Source organism: Pseudomonas sp. S9 (assembly GCF_000222125.1).
Classification (GTDB): domain Bacteria; phylum Pseudomonadota; class Gammaproteobacteria; order Pseudomonadales; family Pseudomonadaceae; genus Aquipseudomonas; species Aquipseudomonas segetis.
On sequence record NZ_AFFX01000005.1, the window covers coordinates 211,397 to 230,935 of the forward strand.

Sequence of the window (19,539 nt, forward strand, 5' to 3'; positions counted from 1 at the left end):
CAGCCGCAGATGTTCCAGACATAGAGTTTTAGAGTCGTCCACCATGAAAATGAACCGGGCAGATCGTTCGTTGATTGCCTGGATACTGTACGCCAGTGTCCTGTTCAGTGCGTTCGCCTGCAGTATCAGCCATGGGCAGATGACAGCGTTGCAACTCAGCGGTATCGACGGTGCTTATTGCTCCGCTCAGGGCAATAGTGGCGGCGCTCTGGATATCAGTGATTCCGACACTGTGTTGTTCAACCCCGCGACAGGCTTTGGCTGTTCAATGTGCTCGACATTCCTTGGCATTGCCCTGGCCGCGTTCTTTGGCGTGCTCGGTTTATTCCTGAGTTCGCCGCGCAGATTGATTTCACCTGCGCCATTATCAAGGCGGCCAGTCCGCTACCTCTGGCCTTCAGCCAATCCCCGCGCATCCCCCTTCAGCGCCTAGCTTCTACTTGCCGCTTGTGTGGCAGCCACCATAAGAATTGCTTGATGCCTGCCAGCGCTGTGCGCTGGGCAAGTGCATTTGGATTGGGGAACACTGATGCGAGATATTCAGATTTCAGAGCAGCCGGCAAGGGCTGGCTCATCGAGGCCGTCGTTCTATAACCTGGCCTGGCGTTGGCATTTTTACGCAGGACTGTTGGTCATTCCGTTCTTGATCATGCTGTCGGTCACCGGAATTATTTACCTGTTCAAACCACAGCTGGATTCGCTGATGTACGCGGACCTGATGCAGGTGCCAGTCGCCGAACAGCGCATCAGTGCTGATCAGCAGATGGCCTTGGTCAAGCAGGCGTACCCGCAGGCAAGTATCAGCAAGTACTTGCCGCCGGCCAATGCACAGGCCAGTGCGCAATTTGTAGTGGCCACGCCCGAGGCCACGCTCAATGTATTCGTGAACCCCTATAACGGTGACATTCTCGGCGTGCAGGATGCCGAGAACAACTTGCAGGCAATCGCGCGCAAGATCCACGGCGAGTTGATGATTGGTACTGTTGGCGATCGCCTGGTAGAACTGGCGGCCGGCTGGGCAATAGTCCTGGTTATCTCGGGGTTGTACCTATGGTGGCCAAGGGGTTCCAGTAAAACGGCGCTGTTCTGGCCGCGCCTGGCCAATCGCGGACGGCTGTTTTGGCGCGACCTGCATGCCGTTGTCGGTTTCTGGGGCTCGCTGCTGCTGTTATTCATGCTGTTGACCGGCATGACCTGGACTGGCTTCTGGGGCGCCAAGTTTGCCGGTGCCTGGAATCACTTTCCGGCAGCCATGTGGGATAACGTGCCGCAATCGACCAAGCTGGCCGGTAGCCTCAACACCAGCACCAACCAAACCGTGCCCTGGGCGGCGGAAGTCACGCCGCTGCCTGAATCCGATCCCCATGCCGCGCACAAGGGCATGGCGCAGATGCATGGGCAGGCCAGCAGCGCCCAAGTCAGTTTGCAGCATGTGGTCGATAGCGCGGATGCGCTTGGTGTGCACCCTGGCTACAGCGTGACCTTGCCTGCGGGCGAGCGCGGGGTCTACAGCGTCAGTGTGTTTGCCGACGACCCACGTAACGATGCCACGCTGCATATCGATCAATACAGCGGCAAGGTACTGGCGGATATCCGCTGGAGCGATTACGGGCTGGTCGCCAGAACCGTGGAAACCGGCGTCATGTTGCATGAGGGCAAGATGTTTGGCCTAGCCAACCAGCTGTTAATGCTGGCGGTGTGCCTGATGATTTTACTCAGCAGCATCAGTGGTTTGGTATTGTGGTGGAAGCGTCGCCCGCAAGGGGGCTTCGGTGTGCCGCCGTTGCGCCACGACTTGCCGGTCTGGCGTGGGGGATTGGCGATCATGTTGGTGGTCGCTTTTTTGTTTCCCCTGGGTGGTGCTTCATTATTGTTGGTTGCGCCATTAGATTGGTTGTTTACACGTCGTCGTATTTACGCTCAACTGCAAACCGGTTGAACGGTATCAACAGTGAACGCGGGGAAGCAGTACGCGCGGTTGCACAGATGATTTATCTGATCACTCAAGGAGATTGCCATGGAAGACAAAAACACTATCAATGAAGGACGTTGGGTGCGTAAAAGCTCCAACTCGGTAAAAGAGACGGCGGATCGTCTGTTTACCAAGTTGGACGCCTTTCCTGAAGTCATGCGAGTCGCGCGTCTGAATCAACAAGAGGTTGCCGGGTTATCCGGGAAGGAGGTTAATTCCACGGAATGCCTGCTGATCCAGAACACCGCTCTGGTCGGCAAATTGTTGAGTGCCAATATTGAAGCGGGTTTCGAGTTGCCAATCCGGGTGTTTATCTGGCAAGCCGATGACGGCCAGGTCTGGGTGCGTTGTACCGATATCGATCACTTGGATAGCGCATACCAGCTTAATGGTGCCGATGGGGCGATTGCGGCGATTAATTCACTGCTGCCTGACTGGCTTTTTTATATGGTCGCGGCGAGCTGATTGAACCGGCTTGATTATTGATAGCCCATGTCGAGTTGTAATCGATAAGCGCCAGGGTTGCAGCTTGGCAGGGCTGTCATGCCATTTGTTGTATTCAATGTGACTGGAGAGCTTGAATGTTAAAAAAAATATTGATGGTCGCGGCGCTAATGAGCCCAGCCATTTTGGCCAATGCCCATGAGTTCGACCTTGGTGATCTGCACATCGAGCATCCCTGGTCTCGCGAGATGCCACCCGTTGCGCCAACCGCAGCGGCTTATTTTGTTGTGGATAACAAGGGCAAGGAGGCTGATCGTCTCATTGCCGTCCACACTCCGGTTGCTGGCAAGGCCGAGATACATGAGCACGTACATGCCGGCGATGTGATGAAAATGCAGCAGGTGCAAGGCGTGGACATTCCTGCTGGCGGCCAGGCCAGGTTCGAGCCCATGGGTTACCACGTCATGCTGTTCAACCTGGAGCAGCAGATGAAGGCCGGTGAGCACTTCCCAATGACCTTGACCTTTGAAAAGGCCGGCGATGTCGAGGTGCAAGTCAATGTGCAGAAGGACGCACCAGCGGCTGGCGAAGCGCATAAGCACTAGTCGCAGGGTGTGACTCCACCACAAAGCGCCAGGCAATCCTGTTTTGCCTTGCAAATGGCGGACAGAAAGGCGCTGTCCGCCCAACGGAGTAGACATCATCCGTTGGGAGTGACAGCGCCAGCTTGTTTTACGCTATACGTGCGTCGAGGCTGTTTTGTGCCAGGCGCTTGGCCTGGTCTTGCGTCATGCCGAGGCTGGCATGCAGCGCTGCGAAATTCTCGGTCACGTAGCCGCCGAAATAGGCGGGGTCGTCGGAGTTGACTGTAACCTTGACGCCGCGCTCAAGCATTTCAAGGATGTTGTGCTGACGCATGTCGTCAAACACGCGGAGCTTGGTGTTGGACAGCGGGCAAACGGTCAGTGGAATCTGCTCGTCAATGATGCGCTGCATCAGGCGCTCGTCTTCAATCGCCCGGACGCCGTGATCAATACGTTCGATTTTCAGCAGGTCCAGCGCTTCCCAGATGTACTCCGGCGGGCCTTCCTCGCCTGCGTGGGCCAGGGTCAGGTAGCCTTCGCTGCGCGCCTTGTCGAACACCCGCTGAAACTTGCTCGGCGGGTGGCCCATTTCTGAACTGTCGAGGCCGACGGCGATAAAGGCATCGCGGAAGGGGGCCGCTTGCTCAAGGGTCTTGAAGGCTTGCTCCTCCGGCAAATGACGCAAAAAACTGAGAATCAAGCCGTGGCTGATGCCTAGCTGCTTTTGCCCGTCATCCAGCGCCTGCTTGATGCCACTGAGCACTACCTCAAATGGAATGCCGCGATCGGTATGGGTCTGCGGGTCGAAGAAGGGTTCGGTGTGAATCACGTTCTGCGCCTTGCAGCGCTCCAGATACGCCCAGGTCAGGTCGTAGAAATCCTGCTCGGTGCGTAGCACATCGGCGCCGCGATAATACAGGTCGAGAAATTCCTGCAGATTGTTAAACGCGTAGGCCGCGCGCAACGCTTCAACATCATTCCAGGGCAGCGCGATTTTATTGCGTTCGGCCAGGGCAAACAGCAGCTCAGGCTCAAGCGAGCCTTCAAGGTGCAGGTGAAGTTCGGCTTTGGGCAAGGCGTTGAGCCAATCGTACATGGTCAGTTCTCGTCAGCTATTTGAGTCAGGCTCCAGTTTAACCACTGGGTCAGGAATCGGCGAGGGCAATGCCATGACCCCGCCGTTGATCTCTGTGGTTAATTTCAGCCCTGGGCTGGTTCGGTGCGGCGATAGGCGTAAGTATCGGCAAAGCGGGAAAGCAGGTATTCGGCACTGGTGGTGGCTGCGTACTTGGGCGGGTTATTGGCGTCGGAGCAGCCGGGCAGGCAACTGATTTCGGTGTCGGGGTGCGGTTCGGCGAAGAACGGCATCGAATAACGATCCACGCCCAGCGGGCTGATAACCCGGTGCGGTGTCGATTTGTAGCGGTCGTTGCTCCAGCGCGCCATCATGTCGCCGATATTGACCACAAAGCTGCCTTCTATGGGCGGCGCATCAATCCACTCGCCGTTGACATTCTGCACCTGCAAGCCGCCTGCGCTGTCCTGGTAGAGCAGGTTTACGCAGCCGTAATCGGTATGCGCGCCCGCTCCTTGCTGGTCTGCGCTGCTGGCGGTGTGGCGTGGTGGATAGTGGATCATGCGGAACACGCTGATCGGCTCTTCGAAGCGCGAATCGAAAAAGTCGCGTTCAACTCCCAAGGCGATTGTCATGCTGCGCAACAAGGTTTTTGCCAGCTCGTGCATGTCGTTGTAGTGCTGCTCCAGCAGCTCGCTCCAGCCGCTTATCTGCGGGTGGCGATTGGGACCGCGCAAGGGTTTGCCAGCGATTACATCCGGGTGATCGGCGGCCATGTTGAAACCCATGTCGAAGGTTTCTTTGAGGTCGCTGGGCTTGTTCGGATCGAGCTGCTCGGTGGCAATGGCGCCGTAGCCTCGATGAAGCTGGGTCTGGGTAATATCAATCTTGAGCTTTTCTGCATCGGGCAGGGCGAAGAAGCTTTTTGCTGCATCGGCCAGCTGGGTCATGCGCTGAGTGCTGATCGGGTGGCCGGTGATATAGAAAAAGCCCCACTCGCGGCAGGCTTGGTCTATCTGTCTGGCGACTTGCCGCCAGGCGTTTTCATCTGTGCTGTAGAGCGGCGCGATATCGATCAGGGGCAGTTGATTTGGATTCATGATCTTCTCTGAGAATAAACTGCCGGCTTTGATGGCCGGCAGTTCCAATCAGTTATTAAGAGCCAATTTGCATTGCTGCAGGTTACTTGGGCAGCTCTGCCTTGACGTTCTCTACGTAGTAGTTCATCGACGCCAGTTCGGCATTGGTGGCTACGACGCCATCGGCAATTTTGACGGCGCCGCTCTGGTCCTTGATCGGGCCAGTGAACGGATGGAACTCACCGCTCTTGATGCTTGCTTCAATCTGCTCGGCTTCAGCTTTGACATCCGCAGGCACCAGGTCGCTGATTGGCAGCTGGATGGTGTCGTCATTCACGCCGCCCCAGTAATCCTGGGATTTCCAGTTTCCATCAATCACCGCCTGGGCCGACTTGATGTAGTGCGGGCCCCAGTTATTGACGATTGAGGTGAGCACGGCTTTCGGGCCGAAATGCTGCATGTCGGAGGCATAGCCAACCGCATACACGCCGCGACGTTCTGCGGTCTGGATCGGAGCCGGACTGTCGGTGTGCTGGAATACCACGTCAACGCCCTGGTCGATCAATGCGTTGGCTGCGTCTGATTCCTTACCAGGATCGAACCAGGAGTTGACCCACACCACTTTGATTTCGGTGCCCGGGTTGTACTTGTCCAGCGCCAGTTGAATCGAGTTGATGTCGCGGATCACTTCAGGAATCGGGAAGGAGGCGATGTAACCGATTTTCTTGGTCTTGGTCATCTTCGCGGCGAGGTAACCCCCGACATAACGGCCCTCGTACGAGCGCGACAGATAGGTACCGAGGTTCTTGGCCTGCTTGTAACCCGTTGCATGCTCAAAGGTTACTTTCGGGAACTGCTTGGCGACCTTCAGCGTTGGGTTCATGTAACAAAAGGAGGTGGTGAAAATCAGGTCGTAGCCACTTTTCGCCATGTTGCGGATCACGCGCTCGGCATCAGCGCCTTCCGGCACGTTTTCGACGAAGCTGGTTTCGACTTTGTCGCCCATCTGCTCAGCCAACATCTTGCGCCCTTGCTCATGCTGATAGGTCCAGCCGTGATCGCCGATAGGGCCGATATAGACGAAGCCGACCTTCAATGGGTCAGCTGCGGAGGCGCTCATGGCGGCGCTGAAACCGAGGGCGGCGACGAGGGCACGCAGCAGTGGCTTTTTACTCTTCTTCTGCATAGCGGGTATTGCTCCGTAGGTGAAATTAATTGCGGCTAAGCGCTCAATTCTTGTTGGCGCTGAGTCGGTTGCAAAAAACTGACCAACTAGACAATTACCCGCGTCAGGCGATTTCTTTTCCGTGAAAACACGAAACCCTGCCGGAGCAGGGTTCTGTGTTGGTGCAGCCGTTCGGGCGAAAATCACCTGCGTGCTGCCAAGTGGTGCAAGCCTGTTAGCCGGCGATCAATTCTTTGGCCGCTTGACGGTGATCGGCAATCAGCTGGGCCACATCAAGGCCTTCGATTTGGCCGTCGATGACGCGCCACTGGCCGCCAATCATCATGCGGTCAGCACGGTCTGCGCCGCATAGCAGCAGGGCCGAGACAGGATCGTGGCTGCCGGAGAAACGCAGTTCGTCCAGCTTGAAGAAAGCCAGGTCGGCTTGCTTGCCCACGGCCAGCTCACCAATGTCAGTGCGGCCAAGCAAGCGCGCCGAGCCTTTGCTGGCCCAGCCGAGCGCCAGTTCGGGGGTGATCTTTTCGGCACCGTAGCGCAAGCGCTGGATATAGAGCGCCTGACGGGCTTCGAGGATCATGTTAGAGGCATCATTTGATGCCGAGCCATCGACGCCCAGGCCGATTGGCGCGCCTGCTGCTTCCAGGTCGATCGTCGGGCAGATCCCTGAAGCGAGCCGCATATTGGAGCTGGGGCAGTGACAGATGCCGGTGCCCGCCTGACCCAGGCGTGCGATTTCATCCGGGTTGAAATGGATGCCGTGGGCCAGCCAGGTGCGTGAGCTCAGCCAGCCAACACTGTCGAGATAGTCAACGGTGCGCAGGCCAAAGCGCTGCAGGCAGAAGTCTTCTTCATCCAGGGTTTCGGCCAGATGGGTGTGCAGGCGTACATCCAATTCTTCAGCCAGGTCAGCGCTTTGGCGCATGATTTCCTGGGTCACCGAGAAGGGCGAGCAGGGCGCCAGGGCGATCTGGATTTGCGCACCCTCGCCACGCTCATGGTATTGCTTGATCAGCCGTTGGCTGTCTTCCAGGATTACCTGGCCTTGCTGCACGGTTTGCTGCGGTGGCAGGCCGCCATCGGCCTCGCCCAGGCTCATTGAACCGCTGGTGAGCATGGCGCGCATGCCTAGCTCGCGAACAGCCTCGACCTGCACGTCAATGGCGTTTTCCAGCCCGCCCGGAAACAGGTAATGATGGTCGGCGGCAGTGCTGCAGCCGGACAACAAAAGTTCGGCCAGTGCCACTTTACTGGCCAGCGCGAGTTTCTCCGGAGTCAGTCGAGCCCATACCGGATACAGGGTTTTCAGCCAGGGGAAAAGCGGCTGGTTGACAACAGGCCCCCAGGCACGGGTGAGCGTTTGGTAGAAGTGGTGATGGGTGTTGATCAGCCCCGGCAGCACCACATGCTCGCGGGCGTCGAAGACCGCATAGCCGGGTTTGGCAGGCTGCTGGCCTGCGCCGAGAATTTCGCTGATGACGCCATGTTCCACAACAATGCCGCCCGAGGCATCAAGGCCGTTGGCAGTGAAAGTAGCGAGAGGCGTTTTGATCCAGATATGAGTATTAGGCACCGTGCAGGCCCTCTGAGTTGATTTCAGGTAGCCAGCTCAGTGTTAACCCTGTCTGCTGATCCAGGTGTGCCGCAGGGGATTGCGACAGCTGCTTACGATAACCGTCAACGCGATGCAGTTCAACCACAGCGCGTTGCGACCTGGCTTGCGTCTTACAAGGGGATTGCCTGGCTTTTGTAGTAAACGAAATGATGACCGCCTTTGCCAGCAAAGTGTTGCACCTGAGCGGCCAATCCTGCACAACTGGTTTCGACATCAATCTCGGCATTGGGGCCGCCCATCTCTGTTCTGACCCAGCCCGGATGCAGGGAAAGCACGGTCGGGCGCGGCTCAGGCAAGGAGCATACAAAGCTGTTGGTCAAGGAGTTGAGCGCCGCCTTGCTGGCCTTGTACAGCGCCAGGTTATTGCCTTCGGGGTTGGTGACGCTGCCCAGTACCGAGCTCATGAACGCCAGCACGCCAGTGCCTGGGCGAAGCTGATCGACCAGTTTTTCGGCCAAGCGAATCGGTGCGCTGACATTGGTCATAAACAGTTGGCCCAATTCAGCCTGCGTCGCAGCGCTGGCCGACTGATGCTCGGGGCCCAGCACGCCTGCGTTGACGAAGATCAGGTCGAACACCTGGCCGCGAAGCTGTTGGGCCAGTGCACCCAGTGACTGGCTATCGTCGATATCCAGGGTTTCGACCTGCACCCCGTGCAGCGCTTTTAGTTCATCCGCCCGCTGTGGGACGCGCACCGTTGCCGTGACTTGCCAGCCTGACTGGTTGAATTGCTTCACCAGGCCCAGGCCCAGGCCCCGCGAGGCACCGATGATCAATGCTGTTTTTGGCTCGGTCATGAAATACTCCTGAAGCGTTAGTCGGATCTCGACACTGTGCATGATCTGGCTTGAGCAAGCATCAGGCAATAAAAAACGCCCCGAAAATTCGGGGCGTTGTGTTGTTGCTGCTCGGGTTAAAGCGCAGAAACTGTCGAGGTGGATCTCCTTGCCAGGCGCTCTTTATCAATGACCGGGTTGCCAGGGTTTACCCAAAGATACCGGAGCGAACAGGCGGGTTTTGATGGGATCACGCGATAGCAACACCAAGACCACTATGGTCGCGAGGTAAGGCAGCATTGCCAGCAGGTTCGATGGAATCGACAGGCCAACGCCCTGGGCGACCAGATGAATGATGCTTGCCAGGCCAAACAAGTAAGCACCAAGCAATACGCGAAATACCCGCCAACTGGCAAATACCACCAGCGCCAGAGCAATCCAGCCGCGCCCTGCGGTCATGTTTTCCGCCCACATAGGGGTGTAGGCGAGCGACAAATAAGCCCCGGCCAGCCCGGCCATGGCGCCGCCGAACAGTACGGCCAGGGTGCGCACGCGCAGTACCGGCAAGCCCATGGCACTGGCGGCATCCGGGTTTTCGCCAACGGCTTGGACGATAAGGCCGATGCGGGGTTTCAGCATTACCCAGGCCACCAATGCAAACAAGACGAATGACAGGTAGATCAGTAGATCCTGAGCGAACAGCATGCGGCCTATCAGTGGAATATCGCTCAGCAAGGGAATAACCACCGGCTCGAAACCGGTCAGTGGCTTACCCACCCAGGCGGCGCCGACAAAGGTCGATAATCCAACGCCGAAGATGGTCAGGGCCAGGCCGGTCGCCACCTGATTGGCGTTGAAGCCCAGGGCAACAGCCGCAAACAGCATCGACAGGAGCATGCCCGCTGCCATTGCCAGCATGACGCCAAGCCAGAGATTGCCGGTGCTGAACGCGACGATAAAACCCGTCACCGCGCCAAACAGCATCATGCCTTCCTGGCCCAGGTTGAGCACGCCGCTTTTTTCGCAGACCATTTCACCCAGTGCGACCAGCAGCAGCGGGGTGCCGGTGCGCACCATGGCGAAGAAAATGTTGCTCAGTAGATCGATATCCATACAGCATCCTCATATTCTTTTAACGCGCCGGTCATTGCCAGGCGCTGCTGTTCTCAGGCCAAGGCGTCTTGGGTGGCTGTGCGTTTTGTCCATTTCCACTTCAATCGTGGGCGATACAGAATCAGCACATCGCAGGCGAGCAGGAAGAACAGCATCATGCCCTGGAACAATTGGGTAATAGCTTGCGGTAGATTCATCGCCATCTGCGCGTTCTCACCACCCAGGTAGAGCAGTGCCATGAGCAGGCTGGCGCAGAGGATGCCCAACGGGTTCAGGCGCCCGAGAAATGCCACGGTAATTGCGGCATAGCCATAGCCAGGCGACACCTGCGGCACCAATTGGCCGATCGGTCCGGCCACTTCGCCGACCCCGGCCAGGCCCGCCAATGCGCCGCTGACGAGCAGGGCGAACCAGACCAGGCGTTTCTCCCTAAAGCCGACAAAACCGGCCGCACGACGATCAAGGCCGAGCACCTTGATCTGGAAACCAAGGAAGCTTTTCTGCAGCAACACCCACACCGCAACCAATGCCAGCAAAGCGAAGTAGAGGCCCGCATGGACCCGACCCTCTTCACTGAGCAGTGGCAGCCGACTGAAGTCACCAAACATCGCCGACTCGGGGAAGTTATAACCCTCTGGGTCTTTCAGCGGGCCATGGACGCAATAGAGCAACAGGTTGAGGGCGATGTAGTTGAGCATGATGCTGGTGAGGATTTCATTGGCGTTGAACTGCGTCCGCAGCCATGCCGTGAGCCCTGCCCAGGCCGCACCTGCGGCTACACCGGCACTGATGACCAGCACCAGCGCCCAGCGGCTTTCCCAGCCGATGATATGTACCGCCACGGCGCTACCGGCCAAGGCGCCGAGCAGTAACTGGCCTTCGGCGCCGATGTTCCAGATCCGGGCGTGGTAAGCCACGGCCAGCCCCAGCGCACAGAGCAGAATGGGCAAGGCCTTGACCAGTAGTTCAGACACGCCATACCAGTCGCTAAGAGGGGCAATCAATAAGGTGTGCAAGGTCAGCAGTGGGTCGTGGCCGAGCAATAAAAACAGTAAGGAGCCGCAGAGCAAGGTCAATGCAGCCGCCAGCAAGGGTGAAAACCAGAGCATGGCGCGTGATTGCTGGCCGCGAGGTTCAAGGGATAACAACATAAAAACTCCGTCAGCTCAGAACTGCATCAGTGTTGAATTGGCCAGCCATCCAGCGACCGACCTCGACCGGATTGGTCTCAAGGGTGTTGGCCAGGGTCGACAATTTGCCGCTGCTGAGTGCGCCAATGCGGTCGCAAATCTGGAACAGTTCATCGAGGTCTTCGGATATCACCAGAATTGCCGCGCCTGCATCACGCAGGGCGATCAGCGCTCGATGAATCGCCGTTGCAGCACCCACGTCAACTCCCCAGGTCGGGTGCGCGGCGATCAGCAGTTTGGGGTTTTGCATGATCTCGCGGCCGAGAATGAATTTCTGCAGATTACCGCCTGACAAGCTCTGCGCAGCGGTTTCGGCGTTCGGTGTCTTAACCGCGAAGCGGCGGATGATTTCCTCGGCGAACGCCACCACTTTGCTGCGTTTGACCAGGCCCTTGCTGACCAGGCCTTGCTGGAAGGCAGTGAGCAAGGCGTTGTCGCTCAGGCTCATGTCCGGCACCGCGCCGTGGCCGAGGCGCTCGGCTGGCACAAACGCCAGGCCCAATTGACGACGTGCATCAGGTTTCAAATGCGCCACCGGTTGGCCGGCGAAGTTGATGCGCAATGCTTCACGTTTGGGCAGTGGTTGCTCGCCACTGAGCAACGCCAGAATCTCATCCTGGCCATTGCCCGCGACACCTGCGATACCAACGATCTCGCCACTGCGCACATTGAGCTGTATATCTTTGAGCGAAGTGCCAAATGGGTCGGGGTTGTACCAGGACAGTTGGTCAACTTGCAGGAAAAGGTTGGCGCCGCTGACTTTGGCATGGCGTGTTTCCAGCCCTTGCGCGTCGCCAACCATTAACCTGGCCAACTCCAAATCTGTGCAGTCTGCCGGAATGCAGTGGCCTGAGACTTTGCCGCCACGCAAGACGGTCGCACTTTGGCAGAGTGCGCGAACTTCACCGAGCTTGTGGCTGATAAACAGGATGCTGCAGCCTTCGCTTGCCAGCCTGCGCAAGGTGGTGAATAACTCGTCGGCCTCTTGTGGGGTCAGCACCGAAGTGGGCTCATCGAGAATCAACAGCTTGATGTCCTGCATCAGGCAACGCACGATCTCGACGCGCTGGCGCTCACCAATCGACAAGCTGTGCACCAATCGTTCCGGCTCAAGTGGCATGCCGTAGCGCTTTGACACTTCGCGTATCTTCGGCTCCAGCTGCTGTGCGGTGCCGGCCTGGCGGCCCATGGCCAATGCGATGTTTTCGGCAACGGTGAGGGTTTCAAACAGCGAGAAGTGCTGAAACACCATGCCGATTCCAAGGGTGCGCGCCATGGACGGGTCACGCATCTTAAGCGTTTCGCCATGCCAGCGGATTTCACCTTCATCGGGCTGGGTGACGCCGTAGATGATTTTCATCAGGGTGCTTTTGCCTGCGCCGTTTTCGCCAAGCAATGCATGGATTTCACCGGCTTTGATGTTTAGGTCAATCTGATCATTGGCCACACAGCCGGGGTAGCGTTTGGTGATGCCGCGCAATTGCAGGCGCGCAAGTGGAGTGGAGCTAGACATGGGCAGTGACTCGAAAAAAACGACTAGCGCAGCTAAAGCAAAAACTTGGCCAGTAGGTCAGAAAAGCCCGTCCTAGCGCTGGTGTTTGCGGGGGACTGCAAAAAAGGTCGTTTTATTGCGCCAGTTTGGGGCGGGATTGTGATTGCAGGGAGCAATTTCAGTGCGTGTGGTGTTACTGCATGACTCGCGCCTGGCCGGGCATCAGGCGCGGACGTGCTTCAAGGGCTGATCAGTGTTTCACGGCCGCGGGTGAGGTCGGCGACGAACTGGGCGAAGCCGTCGAAATGCTCGGCATTGATCGCCAGGTCCAGGTCGACGCCTTGCGCGGTGAATGCTTCATGCTCAATCACCGTATCGAACTCAGCAAGCCGTGGCTTGAGACGCGGCAACTCAGCGAACTGACAGTGGCAGCTGCAACGGATGCGTTCGACCAATTGCTGGCGCTCGCCGGCTTGCAAACATTTGTTGGCGCCGCCGCCATAAGCGCGAGATAAACCACCGGTACCCAGCTGGATGCCACCGTACCAGCGAATAACCAAAACCACGACCTGGTCGAACCCCTGGCCTTCGATCGCTGCCAGAATCGGTCGTCCGGCAGTGCCAGTTGGCTCGCCATCGTCATTGAAACGGTACTGTTGGCCAACCTTCCACGCCCAGCAGTTATGGGTGGCGTTGCTGTCACTGAACTGATCAATAAATGCCTGGGCTGCTGCTGGGCTGTCCGCATGCCCGGCCAGGGTGATAAAGCGGCTGTTGCGTATATCTTCGTGAAACTGACAGGGGCTGGCTAGGGTATGGGCCATCAGACGTTTGGCGGTGTTTGTCCGCAGCCTTTAAGGATGATATGAATCAGGTTGTTCGTTGCTGCTTCGAAGTCTTGCTTGGTCAGCCGAGAGCGGCCGCTGACCCGGCAGATTTGCGCGGCAAAATCGGCGTAGTGCTGGGTGCTGCTCCACAACAGGAAAATCAAATGGGTGGAGTCAACCTGGTCGATCTTGCCGGCCGCAATCCAGGCGTCGAATACTGCCGCTCGACCGCGAAACCAGGTGAGGTAGTCTTCATTGAAGTATTCGTTGAGGCATTCGCCACCGCTGATCACTTCAATTGCAAAAATGCGCGAGGCTTTTGGCTGGCGCCGTGAGAATTCCATCTTCGCCCGAATGTAGCGGCTCAGAGATTCTGCTGGGTCATCATCAACCGTAAGGTTGTTGAAGGTGCTGTCCCAAAGCTCGATGATATTGCTCAGGACTGCAAGGTAAAGCCCAAGTTTATTGGTGAAGTAATAGTGCAGGTTGGCTTTGGGCAGGCCCACATTCTGCGCAATGGTATTCATGCTGGTGCCCTTGAAGCCATGGCGCGCAAACTCTTCTTCCGCAGCACGCAGAATGGCTTCTTCATTTTTCTGGCGGATGCGCCCCGCAGGCTTGCCGCTATTGTTGGCGCTATGGGCTGGCACTTCGAGAGTCATGAGCAGTTCCGATTCATTCAGTTAGCTGGGCGAGTGAACAGATACCCGAGTGGCGCCTAGGTGACAAGCTCGGCAGGTAAAAAAATACAACGGTCGGGCCGTCTGCACGATACTGGTGCGAGTTTCTTCGCATCTGAGTGATCTTGGTGCTGCTTGTTGTGTGAGATTGTCAGTCGGGCCTGCGCAAACTTCAATAATACTGTTGTTGGTTCTTTTAGCGCTTGAACCCGCCTCTCGGTGACTATAAACACTTGGCACTGTCAGCAGTGTCGGAGCCGTGGTGGTTAGTTATTCGCAGGTTTTAGGTTTGTTTTCCTGCCATAGATTGCTGTTCACGTTGCCCGCCCAGATACAAGCCCAGAAAGCCCCAAACTGCCGCGCACAGGGCTCCGGCCAGTGCAGCAACCATTACGCCGTTGGACAAACTGTCGATCAGCGCCTTGACCCAGGCGCTGGCGGCATCACCGGCGCGATAGACCAGGGTGTCGATAAAGTTCTTGGCCTTGTATTTGGTCTGCGCATCAAGTGGTGCGAAGAGCATTTCACGGCCCGGGCGTACGCAGGCGTATTCACCCACTCGCCGCACTATCATCAAGGCGGCGAGCATGGCGAAGGTCGGTGCCAGGGCCAAGCCGATAAAGCCCAGGCAAACTAAAAACGGTACCCCGGCGAGCAGGGCGCGGATGCCAAAGCGCTGGGCGATACGACTGGTGATAAACAGCTGCGCGAGCAAAGACAGCGCTTGCACACTAAAGTCGATCAGGCCGAATACACGGACTTGCTCGTCGCGGCTGGTGAAGGTTTCGGCTACCAGGCGCGCCTGTTCGAAGTACAGAAAGGTGCTGGCGGTGGCCAACAAAATCACGAATGCGCTGATGCCCAATAAATAGGGGGAGCGCACGACCTGAGTGAAGCCGCTAAAAGGGTTGCCCAGCACAGGTTTTTGTGGGTTTTCGTTGTGTTTTGCACCCGGTCTTCCTGAACCGCTGATGGCGCGCCAATGCATCAGGTAGCCTTTGCTCAGCAATGCCAACGCCAGCAGTGCTGCTGCGCAAAGAATAAAGCCGCTTTCGCCAAGCGTACTGATCAGCAACGCGCCAAAGGCCGGGCCGAGCAAACCACCGCAACTGGCACCCGCCGCGATAAAGGCAAACAGGCGTTTGGCCTGTTCGCTGTCGAACACATCGCTCATCAGGCTCCAGGCCACGGAAACCACGAACAGGTTGTAGACCGATAGCCATACATAGAAGCTGCGGGCCAGCCATACATCGCGTTCAATCAGGCTAAAAAGCGTTGCGAAGCCCAATAAGTTGAGAATAAAAAAACCGTAGACCCAGTCGATGTAGTGTTCGCGCGGCACATGTGAGTTGAGCCATGCGAACAGCGGCACGGCGATCAGCATCAAGACAAAAGTTGCGCTAAACAACCATTGCAGGTTGTCCACGCCACCGACAATGCCCATCGCCTCGCGAATCGGGCGCAGCATGAAGTAGCCGCTGAACAGACACAGAAACAGGGTGAATCCGCTTAGCGCAGCCAGCAGTTCTTCAGGTTTGGCATTGATGGCGCTGGCGACCCGCTGCGCGCAAGTCATGAAGGTGGCTGGTGCCCGGGCGTGGCTATCATCAGCCAAAGGCCTGGACGATTCGTTCGCGCAGTGCTTCATCCGGCAGTCGACCCATGCCCGCCTTGATATTGTCGGTCACGTAGCGAGGTGTTGATGTGGCCGGTAGCACGGCGGTAACTGCGGGGTGTGCGAGGATGAATTTAAGCAGCAGTTGCGCCCAGGAGGTGGCGTCTGTATCAATCGCCCAGCCCGGTAGAGACTGCCCTTTGACCTTGCTGAGCAGTTGGCCGCGCATAAAGGGTCGATTGACCAGAACGGCAATGCCGTTATCCGCACAGTAAGGCAACAGGCGTTTTTCGGCATTGCGTTCGCCGATCGAGTAATTGAGTTGGACAAAGTCGGGCTTGTGTTGCTTGAGTGCCTCGAGCAAGTCGTCGTGTGCGGACTCAAGGTAATGCGTGATCCCCGTGTAGCGAATGCGACCTTGTTCCTTAAGCTCGCGCATCAGCTTCATTTGCGTCGCGGTATCTTGCAGGTTGTGCACTTGCAGCAGGCTGACCTTGTCGGTCTGCAGCGCCTGGAGACTGGAGCTGAACTGCTCGAAACCGTTATCGCGCCCGGTGGCCGACAGCTTGGTCGCCAGAAATGCCTTGCGCTGGGTATCAATGCGCTTGAGCAGCATGCCGGTAACGACCTCTGCGGTGCCATAGCTCGGCGCGGTGTCGATGAGTGTCGCGCCGCCATTGATAAAGTTGCGCATGACCAGGTCGAGCGAGTTGATTCCGTCTGCATCCGGAGTCACGTTGAAGGTGCGCGAGGTACCCATGCCAATGACTGGCAGCATCTCACCGCTGGCCGGTATCTTGCGGCGCAGCAGCTGGCTGGGTTCACTGGCCAATGCCAGGCTGGGCAGTAAAGGCGCAGCGGCTGCCAGGCCCAGCAAGGTGGCACTGCGTTGAATAAAGTGGCGGCGGCTGGACATGAATCCTCCTTTCAAGGGTGCGCAGCAGCGCATCAAGGGATGATAGCCTGATGCTGCCTGGCCTCGGGACACCGCATTAGACTAGTTGTTACCGGCTGTTTCAGTTTCAGCGGGTGGCTACTCATCGGCAAGATCTGCTTGCCTTTAAAATGCAACGACCGGGATCGCGCTCGATCCTGGGTGCCGGCAAATGAGCAATTGATTCGCCTTGCTTACCCCTTGGTTACTGATGCAGCAATATCAAGCGTAGTGGTTTCCAGTGGTTCCTTAGCTTACGGCTGCCAGGGCTTCAAGGAAGCTTTCAAGCACCAAGTGCGGCCGGCGACCTTTGCGGGTCACGGCCGCTAGATTCAAGTCATAGAAGCGCACGTCAGGTTTCAGGGCGCGCAGGCGACCTTGCTGGACCCAGGCATTGGCGTAATGGTCGGGCAGATAGCCAATGTAGCGTCCGGTCAGGATTAAAAAGGCCATGCCTTCACGGTCGGAGGCACTGGCGGTGCAATTGAGCACTTGATAGTGGGTCTGTATTTCCGGCGGTAAACGAAAGGTCGGGGCGATAGCGTCCTGGGTGTTCAAGCGCTCGTCATCAAGCAACTGGTCGTCAGCATAGAACAACGGGTGGCCTACGGCGCAGTAGAGCAGTGAACGCTCACCATACAGCGGCTGGTAGTCGAGCCCGGACAATGCGCCGGATTGCGGCACTACGCCGATATGCAGGCGGCCGTCGAGCACACCCTGTTCGACTTCGCTTGGAGGCGTCATGCGGATGTGGACGCGCACATCCGGGCCGCGCTCCTTGAGCCGCGAGAGGGCATTGGTGATGCGCATATGCTGTACGGTCACCAAGTTGTCGGTAAGGCCGATATTCAGCTCGCCGCGCAGGTTCTGATGCAAGCCGTTGACCTCGGTGCGAAAGCTTTCCAGGGCAGCGAGCAATTGCTGGGTCGACTGAAACACCTCGCGGCCTTCTTCGGTCAAGGCAAAACCGGCTCGTCCCCGCTGGCAGAGGCGCAAACCCAGGCGTTGCTCAAGGTCGCTCATTTGCTGGCTGATGGCTGAGCGGCCTATGCCCAGTACGCTTTCGGCAGCAGAAAAGCCGCCGGATTCCACGACGCTACGAAACAGTTTCAGCAGGCGGATATCAAAGTCGCTGACTTGGGCCAGTGGATCGGGACGGCGAGTGCTCATTAGTTTAGTAACCGGAGAACTAAAGATATGAATAGTTAAGTTTTACCGACTTTATGCCCGTGGCACCTTTAATGGCAAGCGTACTTCACGTCCGAACATTGTCTTCTAGCGAGGCCGTCCCATGAACATGCCCCAGTCTGCTACTCCGCCATTATCCAGCCAGCTCAAGCTGGATGCTCACTGGATGCCGTTTTCCGCCAACCGTAACTTCCATCGCGATCCGCGTTTTATTGTGTCTGCCGAAGGCAGTTGGCTGACCGATGACAAGGGACGCAAGGTCTACGACAGCCTTTCGGGCCTATGGACCTGTGGCGCCGGTCACTCGCGCAAGGAAATCCAGGATGCCGTGGCCAAGCAACTGGGTACGCTCGACTACTCGCCTGGCTTCCAGTATGGCCATCCGCTGTCATTCCAGCTGGCCGAGCAAATTGCCGACTTGTTGCCTGCTGGCCTCGACCATGTGTTCTTCACCAGTTCCGGTTCCGAGTGCGCAGATACCTCGGTAAAAATGGCCAAGGCCTACTGGCGCCTCAAGGGTCAGCCAGCCAAGACCAAGTTCATTGGTCGCGCCCGTGGTTATCATGGGGTGAACATTGCCGGTACCAGCCTCGGTGGTATCAACGGCAACCGTAAGATGTACGGCCAGTTCATGGATGTTGATCACCTGCCACACACGCTGCAACCGGGCATGGCGTTCACCAAGGGCATGGCCGAGACCGGCGGCGTTGAGTTGGCCAATGAGCTGCTCAAGCTGATCGAACTGCACGATGCGTCGAACATCGCCGCGGTCATTGTCGAACCCATGTCGGGCTCGGCTGGGGTGCTGGTGCCGCCAGTCGGTTATCTGCAGCGTTTGCGCGAGATCTGCACCCAGCACAATATCCTGCTGATTTTTGACGAAGTGATCACCGCCTTTGGCCGCATGGGCAAGTGGTCGGGCGCTGAATACTTCGGTGTGACGCCAGACATCATGAACACCGCCAAGCAAATCACCAATGGCGCGGTTCCCCTGGGCGCGGTTATTGCGTCCAACGAAATCTATCAAACCTTTATGAACCAGCCCTCGCCCGAGCACATGGTTGAGTTCAGCCATGGCTACACTTACTCGGCGCACCCGGTTGCCTGTGCGGCTGGCCTGGCTTCGCTTGAGTTGCTCAAGCGTGAAAACCTGGTGCAGCAAGCGGCTGAAATCGAACCACACTTTGCCAATGCGCTGCATGGCCTCAAAGGCTCCAAGCACGTTATTGATATCCGCAACTGTGGCCTGGCTGGAGCCATTCAGTTGGCGCCGCGCGATGGTGATGCGGTAATCCGACCATTCGAGGCGGGCATGGCCTTATGGAAAGCTGGGTTCTATGTGCGCTTCGGGGGCGATACCCTGCAGTTTGGGCCAACCTTCAATGCCAAGCGCGAAGACCTCGACCGCGTCTTCGATGCCGTTGGCCAGGCACTACAAGGTATCGATTAATGACCAAGCGTACACAGGCGGTGGCGACCGTTCAGGTGGATAACAGCGATGTCATAGTTACCGAATGGCGGTTTGCGCCGGGCAGCGAAACCGGTGCCCATTGCCACGGCTACGACTATGTGGTGGTGCCCATGACTGCAGGCACACTGCTGCTGGAAACGCCTGAAGGCGAGAAGCATGCAACCTTGGTTGCCGGCCAAGCCTACTTCCGCAAAGCCGGTGTCGAGCACAATGTGGTCAACGCCAGCGATCACGAAGTGGTGTTCGTCGAAACCGAGATCAAAGCAGCGCAATAGATATCAGGGGGGCGCACAAGGTGCCC

General features: G+C 57.5%; 19 protein-coding genes. 6 read left to right on the forward strand and 13 right to left on the reverse strand.

The genetic code is table 11. The annotated features are described in order from the left end of the window. The first annotated feature begins 43 nt into the window (after window positions 1-43). The 4 genes from PSES9_RS0112375 (at window position 44) to PSES9_RS0112390 (ending at window position 3,021) form a co-directional block, all read left to right on the forward strand. Entirely contained in the window at window positions 44-433 is a 390-nt protein-coding gene (locus tag PSES9_RS0112375) for a DUF2946 domain-containing protein (RefSeq protein WP_010487356.1), read from the forward strand. Window positions 434-529: 96 nt separating this feature from the next. Then, window positions 530-1,939 (forward strand): PepSY-associated TM helix domain-containing protein, encoded by a 1,410-nt coding sequence (locus PSES9_RS0112380; RefSeq protein WP_010487358.1) that lies wholly within the window; start codon window positions 530-532, stop codon window positions 1,937-1,939. Between the two features lie 78 nt (window positions 1,940-2,017). After that, a complete protein-coding gene (locus PSES9_RS0112385) occupies window positions 2,018-2,437 on the forward strand; it encodes a DUF302 domain-containing protein (RefSeq protein WP_010487360.1) in 420 nt (139 codons plus the stop codon). A 116-nt stretch (window positions 2,438-2,553) separates the two neighbouring features. Beyond that, window positions 2,554-3,021, forward strand: coding sequence for a copper chaperone PCu(A)C (locus PSES9_RS0112390; RefSeq protein ID WP_010487362.1), 468 nt, complete (start codon window positions 2,554-2,556; stop codon window positions 3,019-3,021). Window positions 3,022-3,148: 127 nt separating this feature from the next. Here the strand turns inward: PSES9_RS0112390 and PSES9_RS0112395 are convergent, their stop codons facing one another. From PSES9_RS0112395 to PSES9_RS0112460, 13 genes are all read right to left on the reverse strand, one after another. After that, entirely contained in the window at window positions 3,149-4,096 is a 948-nt protein-coding gene (locus PSES9_RS0112395) for an adenosine deaminase (protein ID WP_010487364.1), read from the reverse strand. Between the two features lie 104 nt (window positions 4,097-4,200). After that, the gene (locus PSES9_RS0112400) at window positions 4,201-5,175 is read right to left on the reverse strand and encodes a 2-oxoglutarate and iron-dependent oxygenase domain-containing protein (RefSeq protein ID WP_036988226.1); all 975 of its coding nucleotides are present in this window, start codon (window positions 5,173-5,175) and stop codon (window positions 4,201-4,203) included. 82 nt (window positions 5,176-5,257) lie between these two features. After that, complete coding sequence (locus PSES9_RS0112405; RefSeq protein WP_010487368.1) at window positions 5,258-6,340, reverse strand: BMP family ABC transporter substrate-binding protein; 1,083 nt, start codon at window positions 6,338-6,340, stop codon at window positions 5,258-5,260. A 214-nt stretch (window positions 6,341-6,554) separates the two neighbouring features. Then, entirely contained in the window at window positions 6,555-7,910 is a 1,356-nt protein-coding gene (locus PSES9_RS0112410; protein ID WP_010487369.1) for an 8-oxoguanine deaminase, read from the reverse strand. Window positions 7,911-8,062: 152 nt separating this feature from the next. Further along, entirely contained in the window at window positions 8,063-8,749 is a 687-nt protein-coding gene (locus PSES9_RS0112420; RefSeq protein ID WP_010487371.1) for an SDR family oxidoreductase, read from the reverse strand. 165 nt (window positions 8,750-8,914) lie between these two features. Continuing rightward, a complete protein-coding gene (locus PSES9_RS0112425) occupies window positions 8,915-9,841 on the reverse strand; it encodes an ABC transporter permease (protein ID WP_010487373.1) in 927 nt (308 codons plus the stop codon). Between the two features lie 53 nt (window positions 9,842-9,894). Further along, window positions 9,895-10,992: an ABC transporter permease gene (locus tag PSES9_RS0112430; protein WP_010487376.1), complete on the reverse strand. Its 1,098-nt coding sequence runs from the start codon at window positions 10,990-10,992 to the stop codon at window positions 9,895-9,897. 10 nt (window positions 10,993-11,002) lie between these two features. Then, entirely contained in the window at window positions 11,003-12,544 is a 1,542-nt protein-coding gene (locus PSES9_RS0112435; RefSeq protein ID WP_010487378.1) for an ABC transporter ATP-binding protein, read from the reverse strand. A gap of 218 nt (window positions 12,545-12,762) precedes the next feature. Further along, on the reverse strand, window positions 12,763-13,347 hold the full coding sequence (locus PSES9_RS0112440; protein ID WP_010487379.1) for an IMPACT family protein: 585 nt from the start codon (window positions 13,345-13,347) through the stop codon (window positions 12,763-12,765). Next, a complete protein-coding gene (locus PSES9_RS0112445; protein WP_010487381.1) occupies window positions 13,347-14,012 on the reverse strand; it encodes a TetR/AcrR family transcriptional regulator in 666 nt (221 codons plus the stop codon). Before PSES9_RS0112445 ends, PSES9_RS0112440 begins: the two co-directional genes overlap by 1 nt. Window positions 14,013-14,313: 301 nt before the next feature. Beyond that, window positions 14,314-15,606 carry an NTP/NDP exchange transporter gene (locus PSES9_RS0112450; protein ID WP_029529530.1) on the reverse strand — a complete coding sequence of 431 codons (1,293 nt, stop codon included), beginning with the start codon at window positions 15,604-15,606 and terminating at the stop codon, window positions 14,314-14,316. 31 nt (window positions 15,607-15,637) lie between these two features. Then, complete coding sequence (locus tag PSES9_RS0112455) at window positions 15,638-16,561, reverse strand: aldo/keto reductase (protein WP_010487385.1); 924 nt, start codon at window positions 16,559-16,561, stop codon at window positions 15,638-15,640. A 267-nt stretch (window positions 16,562-16,828) separates the two neighbouring features. Beyond that, window positions 16,829-17,749, reverse strand: a complete 921-nt coding sequence (locus PSES9_RS0112460; protein ID WP_010487386.1) for a LysR family transcriptional regulator — start codon at window positions 17,747-17,749, stop codon at window positions 16,829-16,831. A 121-nt stretch (window positions 17,750-17,870) separates the two neighbouring features. Here PSES9_RS0112460 and PSES9_RS0112465 point away from each other — a divergent pair, with 121 nt between their 5' ends. Further along, window positions 17,871-19,217, forward strand: coding sequence for an aspartate aminotransferase family protein (locus tag PSES9_RS0112465; protein ID WP_010487388.1), 1,347 nt, complete (start codon window positions 17,871-17,873; stop codon window positions 19,215-19,217). Next, complete coding sequence (locus PSES9_RS0112470) at window positions 19,217-19,513, forward strand: cupin domain-containing protein (protein WP_010487391.1); 297 nt, start codon at window positions 19,217-19,219, stop codon at window positions 19,511-19,513. The genes PSES9_RS0112465 and PSES9_RS0112470 overlap by 1 nt, the downstream gene beginning before the upstream one ends. Window positions 19,514-19,539 lie beyond the last annotated feature (26 nt).

Coding starts and splice junctions, on each gene's coding strand:
- PSES9_RS0112375 (WP_010487356.1), top strand. CDS start 44: ATGAAAATGAACCGGGCAGATCGTTCGTTGATTGCCTGGATACTGTAC.
- PSES9_RS0112380 (WP_010487358.1), top strand. CDS start 530: ATGCGAGATATTCAGATTTCAGAGCAGCCGGCAAGGGCTGGCTCATCG.
- PSES9_RS0112385 (WP_010487360.1), top strand. CDS start 2,018: ATGGAAGACAAAAACACTATCAATGAAGGACGTTGGGTGCGTAAAAGC.
- PSES9_RS0112390 (WP_010487362.1), top strand. CDS start 2,554: ATGTTAAAAAAAATATTGATGGTCGCGGCGCTAATGAGCCCAGCCATT.
- PSES9_RS0112395 (WP_010487364.1), bottom strand. CDS start 4,096: ATGTACGATTGGCTCAACGCCTTGCCCAAAGCCGAACTTCACCTGCAC.
- PSES9_RS0112400 (WP_036988226.1), bottom strand. CDS start 5,175: ATGAATCCAAATCAACTGCCCCTGATCGATATCGCGCCGCTCTACAGC.
- PSES9_RS0112405 (WP_010487368.1), bottom strand. CDS start 6,340: ATGCAGAAGAAGAGTAAAAAGCCACTGCTGCGTGCCCTCGTCGCCGCC.
- PSES9_RS0112420 (WP_010487371.1), bottom strand. CDS start 8,749: ATGACCGAGCCAAAAACAGCATTGATCATCGGTGCCTCGCGGGGCCTG.
- PSES9_RS0112425 (WP_010487373.1), bottom strand. CDS start 9,841: ATGGATATCGATCTACTGAGCAACATTTTCTTCGCCATGGTGCGCACC.
- PSES9_RS0112430 (WP_010487376.1), bottom strand. CDS start 10,992: ATGTTGTTATCCCTTGAACCTCGCGGCCAGCAATCACGCGCCATGCTC.
- PSES9_RS0112435 (WP_010487378.1), bottom strand. CDS start 12,544: ATGTCTAGCTCCACTCCACTTGCGCGCCTGCAATTGCGCGGCATCACC.
- PSES9_RS0112440 (WP_010487379.1), bottom strand. CDS start 13,347: ATGGCCCATACCCTAGCCAGCCCCTGTCAGTTTCACGAAGATATACGC.
- PSES9_RS0112445 (WP_010487381.1), bottom strand. CDS start 14,012: ATGACTCTCGAAGTGCCAGCCCATAGCGCCAACAATAGCGGCAAGCCT.
- PSES9_RS0112450 (WP_029529530.1), bottom strand. CDS start 15,606: ATGACTTGCGCGCAGCGGGTCGCCAGCGCCATCAATGCCAAACCTGAA.
- PSES9_RS0112455 (WP_010487385.1), bottom strand. CDS start 16,561: ATGTCCAGCCGCCGCCACTTTATTCAACGCAGTGCCACCTTGCTGGGC.
- PSES9_RS0112460 (WP_010487386.1), bottom strand. CDS start 17,749: ATGAGCACTCGCCGTCCCGATCCACTGGCCCAAGTCAGCGACTTTGAT.
- PSES9_RS0112465 (WP_010487388.1), top strand. CDS start 17,871: ATGAACATGCCCCAGTCTGCTACTCCGCCATTATCCAGCCAGCTCAAG.
- PSES9_RS0112470 (WP_010487391.1), top strand. CDS start 19,217: ATGACCAAGCGTACACAGGCGGTGGCGACCGTTCAGGTGGATAACAGC.